17 protein-coding genes and 1 tRNA gene are annotated in these 17,003 nt (G+C 56.5%); 10 read left to right on the plus strand and 8 right to left on the minus strand.

Translation table 11 applies throughout. From position 1 onward, the window contains the following. Nucleotides 1-4 precede the first annotated feature (4 nt). From OK438_03760 to OK438_03770, 3 genes are read right to left on the minus strand one after another with little or no spacing between them, the layout of a single operon-like run. The gene (locus OK438_03760) at nt 5-943 is read right to left on the minus strand and encodes an ABC transporter ATP-binding protein (GenBank protein ID MDA4124550.1); all 939 of its coding nucleotides are present in this window, start codon (nt 941-943) and stop codon (nt 5-7) included. 13 nt (nt 944-956) lie between these two features. Beyond that, nucleotides 957-1,733, minus strand: coding sequence for an ABC transporter permease (locus tag OK438_03765; protein MDA4124551.1), 777 nt, complete (start codon nt 1,731-1,733; stop codon nt 957-959). Then, nucleotides 1,730-2,755, minus strand: coding sequence for an ATP-binding cassette domain-containing protein (locus tag OK438_03770; protein ID MDA4124552.1), 1,026 nt, complete (start codon nt 2,753-2,755; stop codon nt 1,730-1,732). The genes OK438_03765 and OK438_03770 overlap by 4 nt, the downstream gene beginning before the upstream one ends. Nucleotides 2,756-2,863: 108 nt before the next feature. Here OK438_03770 and OK438_03775 point away from each other — a divergent pair, with 108 nt between their 5' ends. After that, on the plus strand, nt 2,864-3,427 hold the full coding sequence (locus OK438_03775) for a PadR family transcriptional regulator (GenBank protein MDA4124553.1): 564 nt from the start codon (nt 2,864-2,866) through the stop codon (nt 3,425-3,427). Nucleotides 3,428-3,460: 33 nt separating this feature from the next. Further along, entirely contained in the window at nt 3,461-4,867 is a 1,407-nt protein-coding gene (gene pyk / locus OK438_03780) for a pyruvate kinase (protein MDA4124554.1), read from the plus strand. 15 nt (nt 4,868-4,882) lie between these two features. Here the strand turns inward: pyk and OK438_03785 are convergent, their stop codons facing one another. Then, nucleotides 4,883-6,433 (minus strand): DEAD/DEAH box helicase family protein, encoded by a 1,551-nt coding sequence (locus tag OK438_03785; GenBank protein MDA4124555.1) that lies wholly within the window; start codon nt 6,431-6,433, stop codon nt 4,883-4,885. Between the two features lie 143 nt (nt 6,434-6,576). On the opposite strand from OK438_03785, the gene OK438_03790 reads away from it, so the two are divergent. Genes OK438_03790 through OK438_03800 form a run of 3 tightly spaced genes read left to right on the plus strand, consistent with a single transcriptional unit; the run spans nt 6,577 to nt 8,290 of the window. Continuing rightward, nucleotides 6,577-7,443 carry a DUF929 domain-containing protein gene (locus tag OK438_03790; GenBank protein ID MDA4124556.1) on the plus strand — a complete coding sequence of 289 codons (867 nt, stop codon included), beginning with the start codon at nt 6,577-6,579 and terminating at the stop codon, nt 7,441-7,443. Nucleotides 7,444-7,447: 4 nt separating this feature from the next. After that, entirely contained in the window at nt 7,448-7,969 is a 522-nt protein-coding gene (locus OK438_03795; GenBank protein ID MDA4124557.1) for a vitamin K epoxide reductase family protein, read from the plus strand. 33 nt (nt 7,970-8,002) lie between these two features. Continuing rightward, nucleotides 8,003-8,290 carry a GYD domain-containing protein gene (locus OK438_03800; GenBank protein ID MDA4124558.1) on the plus strand — a complete coding sequence of 96 codons (288 nt, stop codon included), beginning with the start codon at nt 8,003-8,005 and terminating at the stop codon, nt 8,288-8,290. A 119-nt stretch (nt 8,291-8,409) separates the two neighbouring features. Here OK438_03800 and mntR read toward each other — a convergent pair whose 3' ends face one another. Then, complete coding sequence (gene mntR, locus OK438_03805) at nt 8,410-8,850, minus strand: transcriptional regulator MntR (protein MDA4124559.1); 441 nt, start codon at nt 8,848-8,850, stop codon at nt 8,410-8,412. A 142-nt stretch (nt 8,851-8,992) separates the two neighbouring features. Here mntR and OK438_03810 point away from each other — a divergent pair, with 142 nt between their 5' ends. Then, nucleotides 8,993-10,285 carry an Nramp family divalent metal transporter gene (locus OK438_03810; protein ID MDA4124560.1) on the plus strand — a complete coding sequence of 431 codons (1,293 nt, stop codon included), beginning with the start codon at nt 8,993-8,995 and terminating at the stop codon, nt 10,283-10,285. Between the two features lie 234 nt (nt 10,286-10,519). Continuing rightward, nucleotides 10,520-11,107, plus strand: coding sequence for a cation transporter (locus tag OK438_03815; GenBank protein MDA4124561.1), 588 nt, complete (start codon nt 10,520-10,522; stop codon nt 11,105-11,107). 106 nt (nt 11,108-11,213) lie between these two features. On the opposite strand, the gene OK438_03820 is transcribed toward OK438_03815, so the two are convergent. The 3 genes from OK438_03820 to OK438_03830 form a co-directional block, all read right to left on the minus strand. Continuing rightward, complete coding sequence (locus OK438_03820) at nt 11,214-11,873, minus strand: dihydrofolate reductase family protein (GenBank protein MDA4124562.1); 660 nt, start codon at nt 11,871-11,873, stop codon at nt 11,214-11,216. A gap of 71 nt (nt 11,874-11,944) precedes the next feature. Next, nucleotides 11,945-12,029 (minus strand) — tRNA-Leu (locus OK438_03825). Nucleotides 12,030-12,087: 58 nt separating this feature from the next. Continuing rightward, entirely contained in the window at nt 12,088-12,711 is a 624-nt protein-coding gene (locus OK438_03830; protein MDA4124563.1) for a hypothetical protein, read from the minus strand. Nucleotides 12,712-12,856: 145 nt separating this feature from the next. Between OK438_03830 and OK438_03835 the strand changes: the two genes are divergently transcribed. The 3 genes from OK438_03835 (at nt 12,857) to OK438_03845 (ending at nt 17,002) form a co-directional block, all read left to right on the plus strand. Beyond that, nucleotides 12,857-13,147 (plus strand): Lrp/AsnC ligand binding domain-containing protein, encoded by a 291-nt coding sequence (locus OK438_03835; protein MDA4124564.1) that lies wholly within the window; start codon nt 12,857-12,859, stop codon nt 13,145-13,147. Nucleotides 13,148-13,209: 62 nt separating this feature from the next. Continuing rightward, a complete protein-coding gene (gene kdpA / locus OK438_03840; GenBank protein MDA4124565.1) occupies nt 13,210-14,865 on the plus strand; it encodes a potassium-transporting ATPase subunit KdpA in 1,656 nt (551 codons plus the stop codon). After that, nucleotides 14,858-17,002 carry an HAD-IC family P-type ATPase gene (locus tag OK438_03845; GenBank protein ID MDA4124566.1) on the plus strand — a complete coding sequence of 715 codons (2,145 nt, stop codon included), beginning with the start codon at nt 14,858-14,860 and terminating at the stop codon, nt 17,000-17,002. The genes kdpA and OK438_03845 overlap by 8 nt, the downstream gene beginning before the upstream one ends. Nucleotide 17,003: the final 1 nt, after the last annotated feature.

A 17,003-nucleotide genomic window follows, 5' to 3' on the forward strand; every position in this document is an offset into this window, starting at 1 on the left:
GTGCTTACAGAGTCTCCTTGATCAGCTTGAGATAGGCGTCTTCGAGGCCAGTCGACGTCTCCCGGAAGCTCACGATGCCGACGTTCATGTCTGCAAGTCTGGTGAAGAGGCGTTCCTGAGCCTGGAGTCCTCCCGTGAACCTAATACTGAGGTGCCTCGCGTCTGTCTTCTGGGCCTTCTCCACGCCCTCGAGGTGCAATATCTTGGACAGGATCGCTTCGTCCACGTCTCGGGAGAAGCCGGCCTCAGCTGCTCCTCCATCTCCGGCGAACTTCGCTGTCACATTGCCAATCGTGTCGTAGACGAGGAGCTTGCCATGGTCTATCATCGCGACTTCCTGGCATACATCGGTGACCTCGCTCAGGAGATGGGAACTCATGAAGACGAGCCTGTTCCCGAGAGACTTTACAATGTCCCTGACTTCACTCATTCCCCTGGGGTCCAACCCAGTTGAGGGTTCGTCAAGGATAATCACTTGAGGGTCGCTCAACAGGGTGGATGCCACGTTGACCCGCTGCTTCATCCCCTTCGAGAAGCTCCCGACCTTCTTATCCTCCCACTCCTGCATCTTTACCTTCCCAAGTGCCTCGTCTATCCTCTTGGTTCTCTCTGACTTCGGGACGCCTCTCAGTTCTGATAGCATGGTCAGTGCCTCTCTGGCGGTGAGAGAGGGATAGATCTCCGGGGTCTCGATTAGTGACGCGCACGAAGCGAGAGCCTTCCTCTTGTCATCCCGGATTTCCACTCCGTTGATCATCGCCCGTCCCTGGGTTGGTTTTATCAGGCCTGTGAACATCTTCATGGTCGTCGTCTTCCCGGCGCCGTTGGGACCGAGGAATCCGATGCACTTGGTGCCCTCGAGCTTCAGGTTGAGGCTCGAAACGGCCGCGAAGGAACCGAAGGACTTTGAGAGATTCGCCGCTTCGATTGAGGGTCCTGACATGTCGCCATTTCTCCTATGTTACAACTTTCCTGAAGAGGTAGAGCGTTGCGCCCAGAGTGACGATGGCGATACCCGTGATCACGGCCAGAGCCCAGACTATGTCTCCACCAACCACCGAGTTGGGAAGAGATAGGTCTCGAATAGCATTGACCGAGATGCTAATCGGATTGACCCTTGAGACGCTCGCCATCCAGTCGGGGATCGCCTTCGTAGGCACAAGAGCGGTGCTCATGAACAGCAGAGGAAATGTCAAGAAGCCACCAATCCCGAATACCGTCTCAGCGCTGCGCGTTCGTAGTCCGATTGCGAGTGATATGCCAGACCAAGCGAGGCCGAAGAACGCAATTATGAAGAGAATCAGAGCAATTCCACCCACCCCGGTCGCGACGTTGAACCCGAGGATGAATGCAAGCACGAGGATGATTGCCGATTGGATAAGCACTCTGAACGCATCCGTGACAAGCCTCCCAAGCAGAATTGCTGACCGGTTGACCGGGGTCACCAGAATCTTCTGCAGCATACCTGAGTTGAGTTCATCAACTATCGACGTACCCGACTGAAGCGCACTGCTGAACCCGTTCTGAAGCAATATTCCAGGAGTGGCAAATGCGAGATAAGAAACACCAGGCGCCAGGCCGAAGGCAGCTAGCGGAAACTTCGAGAATAGCTGTGTGAAAAGAACTAAGAAGATTATGGGCTGGAGAAGGGAGAAGAAGAGCAGGATGGGATTCCTAATGAGCTTCTTCAAGGCCCGAATGAAGAGATAGTAGGTGTCTGAGAATAGGCTCATTGTCTCACTGGCCTTCTGGCTGCCCCGAACCTAGCGCGGGTAGTCTGTTTCGTGTTCAATTCTTCCGTCCTGATCCTCCTTCCTGTGTGCTGCAGAAACACGTCGTCTAATGTAGGGGACGCGAAATTTACTGACGAGAGGTGAATATTGTTCGCGTCAAACGTCCTAACGATGTCGGCTATTATGAGGCTCGCGTTCTTCGCGTACACCGTGAGCCCGCCGTCTGAATCGAGAATCTTGCTTATCCCTTGGAGTCCCCCCAGGACCTTCCTCGCCTTCTCCTTGGTCTCCGAGGCCGCACTTCCGTTCTCGAGGGTCATCGTGATCGAGTCCGCCCCGACCTCGCGCTTCAATGATTCGGGGGTCCCGCTGGCGACTATCTTTCCCTGGTCCACAATGTAGAGCCTTTGGCAGAGTTTGTCTGCTTCCTCCATGTACTGAGTGGTGAGGAAGATTGTGATTCCCTCCTCTCTGTTGAGTTTGGACAGGTATTCCCAAATCGCGGCCCTCGATTGTGGGTCAAGACCTGTGGTCGGTTCGTCCAGGAAAAGCACCTTTGGCTTGTGAACTAGAGCCGATGCGAGGTCCAATCTCTTCTTCATGCCCCCTGAATAATGACCTGCACTCCTGTCTGCGGCATCCGCGATGCCTACTAGATTCATGAGTTCGACCACTCGATTCTCCAGGTCCTTTCCCCCCATCTGATGGAGATGTCCCTGGAGCATCATGTTCTCCCTCCCGGTAAGATCAGGGTCGACCACCGTCTCTTGACTCTGAACACCGATTAGCTTCCTTATCTCGTTACCATGCTTCTCAACGTCAAACCCCGCAACGGTCACCTTGCCTGATGTCTTCTTGAGGAGCGTCGTAAGCACCTTTATCGTAGTACTCTTGCCCGCGCCGTTCGGGCCCAGGAAACCGAAGAATTCCCCTTCGTTGACTTCGAAGGATATTCCGTCGACGGCTTTGGTCCCGTCTGAGTAGATCTCAACCAGGTCTTCGACCTTGATAGTCTCGGCCATTCGAGGGCGCAGACCGAAGAACCGATATAAACATATCGAATACTATACTGATATGTATATCGTATAGCGATAGCTTAAAAAGAGGTCATGGAGTCCCCGGCTGTCACAGTGGCAGCCCCCAGCTCAAGACATTGGAAACATCCGCAGGCGATTCCAAGGGGTTTCCTTCGGGTGTATATCCTCACTGCGCTTTCGAGGTCCCCGATGACCGGCTACGACATCATGCAGCGGATTGAGGAGAAAACCGAGGGGGTTTGGCGTCCAGGACCGGGGACCATCTACCCTCTTCTCAAGAGCCTAGTGCGCGAGAAGCTAGTCACGCACTCACAAAGGTCGAAGAAGACCTCCCGCATCGCCTATACAATTACTGATGCAGGCCGGGGTGAACTCCTAGCGATGAGGGCGGAAATGGCATCGTTCGGTGGAAAGGAAAGGGCGGTAATGAGGCTGGTTTCTGACCTCATGGAAGGCAGGACCCTTGTGACTCTATTCCTGAACCGCAGCAGGGACGGTGCAGAGTTCCTCCGGTCGAAAATTCTGGAGCTCCCGGAGCCTGAAAGGACGGCGGCCCTAAGGGACCTTCGAACGATAACTGAGAACCAAATGGACTGGATCAACGCGAACCTGGAGAAGCGACTCGTCGCTCCAGCGCGGGCAAAGGCTGTCCGCTAAGCTTAGATTGAATCAGTCAGGTGACGTTGCCCTATGAGGAGGACAAAGATCATCTGCACCGTAGGACCTTCGAGCAGCTCAGTGAGGATTATCCGTCGCCTTGTCCCCATTGTTGACGTCTTCAGAATCAACTTCTCTCACGGTGACACCAAGAGCCACCTCCGCGACCTAAGCACCATCAGGGGGGAGGCACGAAGGGCGGGCAGGACGGTAGCCATCCTTCAGGACCTGCCAGGCCCCAAAATCAGAGTCGGCAAGATGGCGAATGGAGCAGCGGAACTTACGCGGGGCAGTGAGTTTCTACTGTCCTCTTCAGAAGTCGTCGGAGATTCGACGCGGGTGAGCATCAACTATCCGAACCTCCTGGATTCTGTGGAGAAGGGAAACCTCCTCCACCTAGCTGACGGGCTCATCAGGCTGAGGGTCGACGGGAAGGATAAGGATGGGGTCCTTTGCACGGTACTCGCTGGAGGAATCCTAAGCTCTGGGAAGGGGGTCAATGCGCCCGGCGTAAGGATGAACGTGGACTATCCAACAGCCGCAGACTCCGCTCATCTGAGGTTCGGACTCAAGCACAGCGTCGATTTCATAGCCGCATCTTTCGTAAGGTCCCCAACCGACCTAAAGGCCCTGAGAAGACACCTGCCTCAGAGAGGACCAATGCTTGTGGCAAAGATAGAGAAGCGTGAGGCAGTCCGCAACTTCGACGCGATCCTTTCGGAAGCTGACGGCATAATGGTCGCGAGGGGAGACATGGGCATCGAGGTCCCGATCGAAAAGGTGCCTGCCATCCAGAAGGAAATCATCGGGAAGTGTAATCGCGTGGGAAAACCCGTCATAGTCGCCACTCAGATGCTCGTCAGCATGGTAAACTACCCCGTCCCTAGCCGTGCCGAAGTCACGGACGTCGCGACCGCGGTGCTTGACGGCACCGACGCAGTGATGCTTTCAGACGAGACGGCGGTCGGGAAATATCCCGTGGAGTCGGCCAAGATGCTCGACAGGATCGCCCGCTCCGCCGAGAAGATGCCCCAAGCCGTACCGACGTCACGCACAGAAGCCGAGACAGGGGACACGGCTGAGGCCATAGGCCGCGCTGCCTGCAGGCTCGCTGACTACGTGGGCGCGAAGGCGATCGTGGCTCCCACCCAGACGGGTTCCACGGCCCGGAGGGTCGCCATGTACAGGCCCAGGCAGCCGATAGTGGCACTCTGTACGGAATTGAGAATCGTCAGGCAGATGAAGTTGTACCGGGGCGTGGTTCCGGTAGTGGTGCAGCAAGCGAAGACGACGGATTGGCTCTTCTCGAAGGCAGACCAGGCCGCAGAAAGGCTCGGGTTCGCCAAGAAGGGAGAGCGGATAGTGGTCACCTCGGGGACCCCAGGGATGAAGGGCACCACGAACGTGATCAAAGTCTCGACTGTCGGAAGCCGGGCGTAGTAAGCACCTGACTACCTATTCTACGAAGTCCATCAGAGTGGGGCTCTTCGCCCGCCTCTTCCTCGTGGGCTTCTCGCTGGCCTCCCTGACAAGCTCCTTCATCCTGCTCTCTTTGGACAGGCTGCTGTAGTAGTAGCTCTCGTCGACGGTGCCTTCGGCCAGAAGTATGACCACCCTGCCCTCGGTGGTTCTACCCGTCCTGCCGCGCCGCTGGATGTACCTGATCTCCGATGGAACGGCCTCGTAGAAGACCACAAGGTCGACGTCAGGGACGTGCAACCCTTCTTCACCGATGCTGCTGCTGACGAGGATCTTGAAGTCTCCAAGGGTGAACCTCTCCAACGCCCGTGTCTGTGTCCCCTGGTCCATCCCCTCGCTCCCCTCCCTGTCAGACTGCCCTACGAACCTCTGCGCGACCCGCCCATCTCGGCCCAGGGCCCGAATGATGTCTTCTATCGTATCTCGATATTGAGTGAAGACTATGACCTTGGAATCTGGCCTCCTGGCAAACTGACCCTTTACCACGTCGAGCATCACGCTCACCTTGGGGTGCTCGACCGCCTTCAGCGCCTCGGCTTCTTCCTCGATCTTCAGCCACCTTGGGTCCTTCAACAGGGACTTCGTCGACTTGCCTGTGTCCGTCCTCTCCCTGAGCTTCCTGAGATACCTGGCAAGCGATGGCGCCCCCTGGGTTTCTATCATCTCTAGCGCGTGCAATATGACTACGGCCTGAGACTGGTTCATGATTGCCCCGAAGATGTACCCCTTCTGGCCTCCCTGGGCCGACTTGAGCCTGGCGGAGATGGTCATCCTCGCCGCAAGCAAGGCCTTCTTCGACACTCTGTTCGACCTGAGGAAACCCCCCGACAGCAGCTTCTTCACCCTCTCGTTGTAGAGCTCCCTAAGCCTGAGGGTCACGTCGTAGTACTCGTCAGGCACCTTTACCTTGATAGCCTCGATATTCGTCTGCTCAACGTACTCCTTCACATCATCACTCTCTTCGCTCCTCGCCTCGATGCGGTCGATGAAGAGGCTCCTCCGGATCTCGTTCACCCTTTCCTTCGAGGACCCTGGAGACGCGGTCAGTCCAAGAATCAGTGGATGCTCCGCGCGCTCAAGGTACGCCTCAGCCAACTTTGTGTAGGTGTAGTCCTTCACGCTCCTGTGCGCCTCGTCGAAGACCGCAAGGGCGACATCTGTGAGCGACACCCTTCCGTGCTTGACGTCGTTGTAGACGGTCTGGGGCGTAGCAAAGATCAGTCGTGCCGTCAGCCAAAGTCCTTCCCTTTCCCCCGGGTCCACTGTTCCGGTCAGAACGACGAACGACTCCTGAGGGAGGTTCAACTGCTTCCTGAAGCTCTCGAAGTGCTGGATGACCAGGGGCCTCGTCGGAGCCAGGACCATCACCTTCGACTTCGGGAACTTCTGTAGTATCTCCGAAGCCACCATGATCGCGACCATCGTCTTGCCGAGCCCTGTGGGAAGCACGACCAGGGTGTTCGAAGATGCAGCGTTCTCGGCTATCCTCTTCTGGTATTCACGGGCCTCGAATTCCTTTGAGAGCAATTCCGGATGACCTTCCGACCTTAGCCTAGCCCACGCGCTAAAAGTCTTCTCGGGCCGAGGAGGCCCCGGACCGGTCTTTGGGAAGGTCGAGCACTTTCCTTATAGACGGCATCCTCAACGCCATTGCGAATGGTGCTGGCAACTTGAGAGCGAGGATGAAGAGACGCCAGAGGATCAGGCGCATCACAATCGTCGGAACCATACTCATCGTCGGAGTCTCCCTGGCAGTGGGGATCTACCTCGTTTCGACGGCACAGAGCCCACTGGCGCCCAAGATAGGGACCCTGGTGGCCTCCCCTGACATGGCTTCGCTCTATTCGAGTTCCCTGGTAGTACCCTATGGGCAGCCCCCTGACAACGCGACGCTGCACTCTGTGATAAGTTCCACAGGTTCCCCCTATCTCTCAGGGACGAAACCTATCGTGGTCTACATTGGGGCCGAATTCTGCCCCTACTGCGCTGCCGAGAGATGGCCCCTGATCATCTCGCTCATGAGGTTCGGGAACTTCTCCAACCTGCACTACACCCTGTCGAGCGGGAGCGATGTGTACCCCAACTCGCCGACCTTCACCTTCGTCGGGAGCACTTACACAAGCAAGTATGTCGTCTTCCAGCCATATGAGAACGAGGACCGGAACAGGAATCCCCTCCAGTCGGTGCCGTCTAACTACTCAGCCCCGTGGCAGGCGCACGGAGCAGGATACCCATTCCTGAACTTCGGCAACAGATACATCTCACCCGGCTCGACAGTGTCAAACACAATCTCAGGGGAGAACTGGACTCAAGTGCTCCGGGGGATAGCCTCCGGCGATTCTTTCGGCCTCCAAGTCAAGAAGTCGGCAAACCTGATGACCTCTCTCATATGCAAGCTGACCGATAGCCAGCCATCGAGGGTGTGCCACACCTACCCCATCGCCACCACCAGCAGCGGGATTGCCGCCCCAACAGTAGCGAGGGTTGGGATAGTCTCAGTCCCTTCAAGGGCGAGCGTGTCCCGCAACGAGGGATAGGCACTTGAGAATCTCCCGTCTGAAGCTCCTCCTCCTGGTCGCAATGTCGGCCTTCGGGCTGTGGGCGGCCTCCGAGGTGCTAATAGTCTACTACTACCTTCACCAGGCTCTTCCCCTTTGCACCTCCCAACCGGGAGGCTGGTTTGTCTTCGATTGCAACGTAGTTCTCGGCAGTTCGTACAGCCAAATCTTTGGTATTCCCCTCGAACTCTTCGCGGTCATCTACTTCATCGTCAACATCCTGCTCGTATTCACCATCGCATTCGCGAGCGCCCGGTCCGCTGAACGAAGTCTGGACATCCTGTTCGTCTGGAGGTTCCTCGGGGTACTGATTGTCCCATACCTTGTGTTCGTAGAACTCTTCCTTCTCAAAGCCATCTGCATCTACTGCACGATGATGCATGTGGCCATCGTACTCGATTTCATCGTCATCAGCTATCTTCTCTACTACAGCAAGAATTCCTTGTTCGAGAACCCGTCATCGGTCGGCGCAGGACCCAACGAACCAAGCAAGGCTGCGGTCTAATCTCTTTATAGCCGAAACTCCCCGGGGCGGCACATGCCTCACTACGTGTCCTTCCTGAAATGGACCGAGAAGGGAATCACGAACTTCAAGGAAACCCCCAAGAGGGCCGAGGCCGCCCGGAAACTGGCTGAGCAGATGGGCGGGAAGATTTGGCTCTGGTACACCATGGGCAAGTACGACCTGGTGGCCATCAGCGAGTTCCCTGACGACGCCGCCGCGAACAAGTTCTTCCTCACCGTCGGCAGCTTGGGTAACGTGCGAACGACCACTACTAAGGCATGGTCTGAGCAGGATTTCGCGAAACTAGTAGGCGAAATGTAGTCTCCTGACCAGACCCCCCTCATTTACTTGCGTACTTGCGCCCAGGTCCCCGTCGGGTATCGACGAATCTCTTTTCGCCCGCTAGCCTCCCAGCAATGGCAAGCTGTTCGGCCTTCGTCCTATCCTTCGATGTGATCGCGGATTGCGCGGACGAGCTTGGGGTCCTTCCGAAGGAAATCGACCAGTCCCTCGATCCTGCTGATCGTCACGGGCTGGATGTGATGCTCTATCCCCTCTGTATCCTGATAGGCCACATCGTCTTCCACGCCGAGCATCAACAGCAGTTCCGAGATGATGCTGTGCCTCTTGATAACGGACTTCGCAATCCTAACACCCTTGTCGGTCAGCCTGATGCCCCGATAAGGCTCGTGAACCAGATACTCCCTAGAGGCCAGCCTCTGAAGCATGCTTGAGACTGTTGGGGGTTTCACCCCGAGTCTCTCAGCGATGTCGACAGTGTTCGCGTAGCCCTTGTCATGTATCAGGTGGTAGATCACTTCAAGGTAGTCTTCCAGCCTTGAATGAGCTTCTTGCTGCTCCGTCTGGGTAACCCTTGCCAAATCGTCCCTCTTGAGAAAGCAGGCCTCCACTCATTAAAAAGCCTTCTCAAATAGTTAGGCGCGACTCCAAAGAGATGGCAGCCCTAATTATGTTAGGTGCGTCTAACTTATATACGACAGAGGTTTCCCGACGAAAAGAATCATGCACGTTCCTTGGAACAGGACTCTGAAGTCATCAGAGCAGCTCAAGGAGGAGAAACTTGAGCGGGCGCGCAACCGCATTTCCCTGCGCAACCTGTTCGTGTATCTCGGCCCAGCACTCATCGTGAGCATGGCCTACATGGACCCGGGGAATTACGGGACGGACATCCAGAGCGGGGCCTCCTTCGCCTACGACTTGTTGTGGGCAGTCTGGATGGCCAACCTCATGGCTATGCAGCTGCAGTATCTCTCTGGGAAGCTTGGAATCGCGACCGGAAAGGACCTTCCAGAACTCATCCGTGGATCGCTGAAGCACAAGAAGTTCACAATCCCCTACTGGCTGGCGGCGGAGGCGGCTGCGGCCGCGACAGACCTGGCCGAGTACCTTGGGACTGTCATCGCTCTCAATCTCCTGTTCGGTGTCCCACTTCTGTTCGCCGCCATCTTCGGGGCTGCAGACGTGATACTTCTGCTGGTCCTGATGAAGGAACGTTTTAGGGTCATCGAGTATTTCTTCATGCTCTTCGTTTCCGTGATAAGCATAGGTTTTCTCTATCAGGTAATCATCATTGGGCCAAGCCTTTCCGAGATAGCATACCACTCCGTGGCAATCTCCATCAGCAGCCAGACCATCCTGTTGGTAGTCGGAATAGTAGGTGCCACTGTGATGCCACACGCGCTCTTCGTCCACTCCACCCTGACAAGGAACAAACTGACCACAGGAAGCATTGAAGAGAAGAGAAGGCACAGGCGACTGCACCTCAGGGAGGTCATCGTTACCCTTACGCTCGCTGGACTTGTCAATGTAGCAATCCTCGTGTCGGCTGCCGCTGCTTTCCATCTCAACTACAGCGGGGTGTCCACAATAAACGATGCCTATCAGATAATGGTGCCCCTCTATGGCTACCTGGCAGGCGCCGTGTTTGCCATAACCCTATTGGCCTCGGGCCTCGCTTCTTCGACTACCGGCACACTCGCAGGCATTTCCATCATGGACGGACTCTTGGGCAGCCATGTTAACAAGAACCTCCGGAGGGTCGTGACGCGGCTAGTGAACGTGTTTCCCACCACTGCTGCGATCCTGATCGGACTCAATCCACTCTCGTTACTGATCTACAGCCAAGTGATCCTCAGCTTGATGATACCCCTACCGATGATTCCCTTGATAATCTATACGAGCAGGAGGAGGGTGATGGGCGAGTTTGTGAACAGGAGGATTACCACAGTTCTGGGGATACTCTGTGCCATTACGATAATCTCTCTCAACATCGCCCTGCTCTACTCTGCACTCTAGGGTGCTGAACCGACACAGAGGGAGTCGCCGGGGTCTGCTCTTGGAAGGAGGCGTCAATCATTAAGAGCACCGTAGATTCTAGCCTGGAGCAAGTTGATGTCTATGATGCCTTCGTCCTCAGGGTGTCAAACCTGCGGTTGCATTGAGACGTCCTGTGCAACCTGCCAGACTCCGGCCGATTGCTCTTGCTGTGTCTCCTGTTGCTGCGACAACAATCATGTCGCCTGGAGGCGCATGAGGATCGGAACTGGGATTAGGGTCGAATATCTGAGCACAGCGTGGATGACGGTCGAGGCCGCAGGTTCCATCGCATTTGGTCTCATGGCTGGTAGCCTAGCTCTCCTAGCATTCGGTGGCGACAGCGTGATTGAACTAATATCTGGTTTGGCCGTGCTTGCTTATCTGCGAAAGGATTCGAGCGGCACGGAAATGCATGGAAGCAGCCGAACCGCACAGGTCACGAGTGCCCTTCTCTTCGCGCTGATTCCAACGATCGGACTCGGGGCCACCTACTCATATCTTGCAGGACTCAGGCCGGAAGCCTCTCCACTCGGCATAACAGTGGGCATAGGAGCTGTCATCATGATGCCCTATCTTTGGCTTCAGAAAAGCAGGATAGGCAGGGAGACGCGGTCTCTACCTCTTTCGATGGACGCGATAGAATCAGTCACATGCTTCTTCATGTCCATAGCCCTCCTCGGCGGCTTGGTCGTTGAATACCTCACAGGGCTCTGGTGGGTCGACTATGTCGCCACTGGGGTGATACTAGCCTTCGTGGCGAGAGAAGCTGTCGAATCATATCACGAACTGCACGCAGAGTAACGGGTTTCTCAAGACTGGCGGAGCCACGCAACAAAACATCGAAGCCGAATAGTGGGGGGGGGAACTCCAAGCATACATGAGGTTCTCTGAGCAAACCGGGTCCGCGCTATCGTCCCGGAGGACTTCTCACGGCTCCATAATGGAGAACGAGCTCTCCATTTCTATCTGTCTTGATTGACAGGAGCTTCAGAGTTCGTTGTCTTATCATTGAACCCCAGTAGAGCTTCCCGCGTCCGAGGATGACAGGCATGACCATGATCCTATAATCGTCGACTAAGCCTCTTTGGATGAACTCCTGTGAGACTGAAGGGCCCGCGTCTACAATGATGTCTTTTCCAGGTTCGGCTCTCAAACGGGAAACAATCCGGGCGAGGTCCCCCTTCATCACCCTGGAGTTCTGCCACTCGGTCTTCTTCAGATTGTGAGAGAGAACGATCTTCTGACTCCGCTCAAGGAATCGGGAGAACTCGAACAGATACTCCGGATCAGAGGGCTTTCTCGCCGATAACGAGTGGTATGACACGTGGTCCTCGTAGGACCGCCGGCCGTAGATGATCGTGTCTACCGAGTTGTATCGTCTGATCCACAGATCTTTGAATACCTCACCCGGCTCGCTCGAATGAGCGTCGGATCCAGGATACTTTGGGAACTCGCCGTATCCATCCAGCGTCATGTAGAGGTTCGCTGTGACTGTTCGCGCCGTTTCTATGGCCCCATCCGAAGGCCCATCCCTCGCTATGGCGATAAACTCTTCGTGGTCATTCACGCGTAGTCCTGACTAGCCATCCCAGTCCAAGTGCATCAAGCCATTGCAATAGAATTGGAATGAAACCAGTGTGCGGGGGGTGGGATTCGAACCCACGAACCCCTGAGGGACGAGGTCCTAAGCCTCGCGCCGTTGACCAGGCTGGGCGACCCCCGCAGCGAACGGACGGCAGGTGCGTGAAACTATAACGGTTTACCTGGCACACGGAACAGGCTCAGGCGTCACCCCTCGACCCGCCGGGTGCGCTTGGCTTCCTTCTGAACCTCGCAAATGTCGCTTCCCAATCGACTTTGTAGACGACCACTCCGATTCCTATGAACGCTATCACGGTGATGATTGTGGTCACAGTCGAGGTTATTCCGAAGGTGTTTGTCAGGGTGCTAAGTAGGCTGTATTCCAATGGGATTTCGACGGAGCTCTTCACCAGCTTCGCGAGGAACGTGACCGAAGTCATGGGGGCGAGGGTGGCGGAGTTCGCGCCTGCGCCTATGAACAGGTAGTCATCGAATGGGAAGACAGGCATGACCGCCGCGACGAAGAGACCGGCATAGAAGCTCCTCTGCCCTGCAATCCTTCCAATCAGCCGGACGTTCTTGTTGGGAAGCAGGAACCTCCTTAGCCCGAAGGAACCGTAGTAGATCCCCACCTTCGCAAGAGTCGCCCCGCTTGCTGTCACCAGCACCACCGCTAGGTACCCAAAAGGCGTGAAACCAAACAACGAAAGGTTGAGGGCTCCAAGAAGAGTGTAGGACGCCCCTACGAACGGTGTGACGTTTGACGCAAAGGAAATGATGAAGATGACTACAAGCTGGATAAGCCAGTCGAGGGGCAGTCCCATCTGTCGACCCTGGTCTGAGGATGATTAATCCATGAGGGCAAGGAGGAAAAACTCCTAAACCCCCAAAACGTGAGACGTGCAAATGGAACTGAAAGAGATATAAGGCGATTTCAGTCGGCGCGACCAACGGCGAAGATGAGACAACTTGTCCAAGATACTGGCATTCGTGGATATCTTTGTGGAGTCGGCGGAGATGGACAACGTTGTTGCCGCTCTTTCCAAGCTTGAAACGCTAGATGAGCTCTACGAGGTCACGGGAGAGTTCGACATAGTCACGCTCGTGTCCGCCTCAGACATTGAGGAGTTCCGGGAGATTCTGAAGAACAAGATACTAAAGATAAAGGGTGTGAAGAGCACTGTAAGCTCCGTAGTCCTACACACCCACAAGGGACCACGGTCAGACGGGTCGCAGGGTCCACGGCGACCACGCCAGTAGGCCGTCCCAGCTGTGTGCATCCTCTTGACTAGGCCGGCTCTAAACCATCGGGGTCCTGACTCGTGATCGACGCACCTCAGACCCTTTCCCTCATCCTGATCCTTGGATCTGCTCTCGGGCTAGCTTGGCTCATCTCCCCGTATCTCGCGAGGGTCTATAGGAGGACGCCCAGCCGGTTCGACAGGGTTCTGATCCCCATTGAACACGGGATCTACCGGCTATTGGGAGTCGACTCCGGGCACGTCATGGGGTGGAAGGAGTACTTCCTCGCAGGCGTTCTAGTCAACGTCGTCCAGATGGCGCTAGCCTTCCTGATTCTGACCTCCCAGGGCTTTCTCCCTCTGAACCCCCAGGGCTTCCCCGGGCTGAGCTGGGACCTCTCCTTCAACACCGTCGTTTCCTTCGCCACCAACACCAACCTCCAGCACTATGCGGGTGAGAGCTCTCTCTCCTACCTCAGCCAGATGACTGCAATCCAGTTCCTCCAGTTCACCTCCGCTGCGACTGGGATGTGCATGGGCATCGCCATGGTGAGAGGTTTCGTCGTCGGTTCCAAGGACATGGGTAACTTCTATGTGGACTTCGTCAGGACCCTCACGCGCATCCTTCTTCCCTTCTGCTTCATCGCCGCGTTGCTGCTGGTCGCACTCGGCGTCCCCCAGACCCTAGGCGGGTACACATCCGTGACCACTGTGGAGGGAGCAACCCAATCGATACTCGTCGGGCCGGTAGCCTCACTCGTGGCCATAATGCAGCTCGGCACCAACGGGGGTGGATACTTCGGAGCGAACTCGGCCTATCCCTTCATGAACCCGAGCCAGATAACTGACATCCTCGAGATCGGCCTGATGCTCCTCCTTCCCACGGCCCTCCTCTTCGTCTTCGGGGAGCTCCTGGGCAAGAAGAGGGAGGTCAGACCTTTTCTGATCGGGGCCTACGGCCTCTTCATCATCGACCTGGCCATAGCCTTCATCCCTACCACCCCTCTCGGCCTGGGAATCGAGACGAGGATAGGGGGCTTCATGTCCGCATTCTGGACCGTCGTGACGACCGCCGTCACCACAGGTTCGGTCAACACGACCCTCGTCGCCATGCATCCTCTCGTCATCCTTTCGGCCTTCATGGGCATGCTCATCCAGGCCACCCCGGGCGGGAAGGGCGTCGGCCTGATGTACATGATGATGTACATCATCATAACAGTCTTCGTCGTCGGTCTGATGTCCGGGCGGACCCCGGAATACCTAGGAATCAAGATCACGAGCAGGGATGTGAAGCTGGTGATGCTCGCCTTCCTCGTCCATCCGATCATCATCCTGATCCCTACAGTCGTGGCCTATGCTTCTGGTGCAGTCGCCGCCATCGGCCTTGGGGGCGGCGCGGTCGGTTTCACTCAGGTCTTCTATGAGTTCACGACATCTGCTGCGAACAACGGGTCCGACTTCCTCGGCACCCTTGCAAATACCCCCTTCTTCAATGTCTCAACGGCGATGGTGATACTCGTTGGGCGGTACGCGCCGATCGGGATCCTCATGGCCCTCGGAGGGTCGATGATCGGCCGAAAGAGGAGCGTGGTCTCCGGACTAAAGACCGAGAGCTTCACCTTCTCCATCGTGCTCATCGGAACGATTCTTGTCCTCGTCGTGCTAACCTTCTTCCCCTTCCTCGCTCTCGGCCCGATCCTGTCCTACTTCCAGGGAAACGTGAATGGGTTTGGCTAGCCTCCAGGGTGCGAGGGCCGTCCGCCGCCGGATTCCACTCTTCTCGGCCCGGGTCCTCAAGGACTCGATCCTGAGACTGAGCCCCATTTCGCTGCGGTCGAACCCGGTCATGCTCATTGTGGAACTTACCTTTTTCATAGTGGGGGCAATGGCGGTCTATCCCCAGGGCTTCGTCCCTGTCGCCAAGCCCAGCAATCAGGCCTTCTACGTTGAAGTTGCCCTCATACTCCTAATCACCGTCTGGTTCAGCACTCTCTCAGACTCGCTTGCCGAGCAGCAAGCCAGGAGCACTGCCAGCAGCCTCCGGCGGCTCGAGACCGAGGTGCTTAGCAAGAAGGTCTTGAAGGAAGGCTGGACTACGACGGTAGTACCGACAAGGTCCTCAGACCTCCGGAAGGGAGATCTGATCCTCCTCGAAACCGGAGACACAGTCCCCATCGACGCGGATGTGATCGAGGGCATCGCGATGGTCGATGAATCTCTGCTCACAGGGGAATCCGCACCCGTGCGAAAGGCGCCCGGAGACACGCTAATCGGCGGCTCGAGGCTACTGTCCGACACCCTCACGGGCAAAGTCTCGGTGAACCCAGGCGAGACATTCATCGATCAGATGATCAGGATGGTGGAGTCCTCAAAGAGGCCCAAGACCCCCAACGAACAGGCGGTGACCATAGTCCTGCTCGGTCTGACTGCCATTTTCAGCATCATAATCATATCCCTGTTCAGTCTCTCAGTAACCCTTGGCCTTGGAGCGGACCTTTCCGTCCTGATCGCGCTCTACGTTTGCCTCCTCCCGACCACAATCGGCGCTCTTCTCCCTGCCATCGGCCTGTCTGGCATGTCTAGGCTCTACAAGAAGAGGATAGTCGCGAAGTCCGGAAGGGCCATCGAAACAGCGGGGGACGTCGATGTCATTCTCCTCGACAAGACCGGCACAATCACCGTAGGGAACAGGAGGGCCATCCAATTCATTCCATTCGAGGGGCATACGGTTGGCGACGTGGGGGAGGCCGCGTTCCTCTCTTCATGGTATGATGACACCCCCGAGGGGCGGAGCATAATCGACCTCGCCTACGAGAGCGGGTTCACTCCCAGAGAACTGAACACCCTTGCGCTCTCAGAGGTCTACGAGTTCTCTGCCGCCTCTCGGACTAGCGGAGTGAAGATCAACAGGGGAGCGGCCCTCAACCTGCCGAAAGGGCCTGACCTGGGAAGGGAGCGCCTAAGGTTCAGGAGGAAGGTTTCGGGGTTCTTCGAGGACTGGAACCAGTCGGAACCGGAGGTCGAGGTGATCAAAGGAGCCCCCGACGCCATCAAGGAGCGTCTCTCGTCGGTCCCCTCGAACTACAACGAGCTAGTCAACAGCGTAGCCGCGGCTGGCGAAACCCCAATCGTTGTGTCGAGAGGGGACAAAGCGCTGGGGATCATCCGGCTGAAGGACGTCCTCAAGGAGGGAATACGAGAGAAAATCCAGTCTGTAAAGGCCATGGACATTAGGCCTGTGATGATCACGGGCGACCAGCCTCTCACAGCGAAGAGCATCGCCGCCGAAGTGGGGATTGACGAGTACGTCCCCCAGGCGCGCCCAGAGCTGAAGTTCAGCATCGTCAAAAGGGAGCAGGCCGAATCACGCATCGTCGCGATGATCGGCGACGGCACCAACGATGCCCCTGCCCTGGCCGTAGCAGACGTGGGCCTTGCCATGAGCTCCGGAACAGAAGCCGCGAAGGAGGCAGCGAACATGGTGGACCTTGAATCCAATCCCGCGAAGGTGATAGACGTGGTGCTGCTCGGCAAGCAACTCTTGATGACCAGGGGAGCGGTGACCGCCTTCAGCATCGCCAACGACGTGGCGAAATACTTCGCGATAGTGCCTGTCCTCTTCGCAGCCACGATTCCCCAGCTGACTGCACTGAATATCCTTGGGCTCGGCTTGAACAGCGCGGTCCTCTCTGCTCTCATATTCAACGCGGTCATTATCCCGGTTCTGATCCCCATAGCCATGAAAGGGGTCACCTTCAGACCCGCCGGTACCATGTCCATCTTCCTGCGGAATGTCCTTTTCTACGGGGTGGGGGGGATCATAGTTCCATTCGTCGGGATAAAGCTGATCGACATCCTGATTTCGACAATATAGG

The organism is Nitrososphaerota archaeon, assembly GCA_027887005.1.
Taxonomy (GTDB): Archaea; Thermoproteota; Nitrososphaeria; order Nitrososphaerales; family Gagatemarchaeaceae; genus UBA183.

Excerpts from the sequence above, each read along its gene's own strand:
- OK438_03830 (MDA4124563.1), bottom strand. The coding sequence starts at position 12,711 with ATGGGACTGCCCCTCGACTGGCTTATCCAGCTTGTAGTCATCTTCATC.
- OK438_03760 (MDA4124550.1), bottom strand. The coding sequence starts at position 943 with ATGTCAGGACCCTCAATCGAAGCGGCGAATCTCTCAAAGTCCTTCGGT.
- OK438_03770 (MDA4124552.1), bottom strand. The coding sequence starts at position 2,755 with ATGGCCGAGACTATCAAGGTCGAAGACCTGGTTGAGATCTACTCAGAC.
- OK438_03810 (MDA4124560.1), top strand. The coding sequence starts at position 8,993 with ATGCACGTTCCTTGGAACAGGACTCTGAAGTCATCAGAGCAGCTCAAG.
- OK438_03815 (MDA4124561.1), top strand. The coding sequence starts at position 10,520 with ATGAGGATCGGAACTGGGATTAGGGTCGAATATCTGAGCACAGCGTGG.
- OK438_03800 (MDA4124558.1), top strand. The coding sequence starts at position 8,003 with ATGCCTCACTACGTGTCCTTCCTGAAATGGACCGAGAAGGGAATCACG.
- pyk (MDA4124554.1), top strand. The coding sequence starts at position 3,461 with ATGAGGAGGACAAAGATCATCTGCACCGTAGGACCTTCGAGCAGCTCA.
- OK438_03765 (MDA4124551.1), bottom strand. The coding sequence starts at position 1,733 with ATGAGCCTATTCTCAGACACCTACTATCTCTTCATTCGGGCCTTGAAG.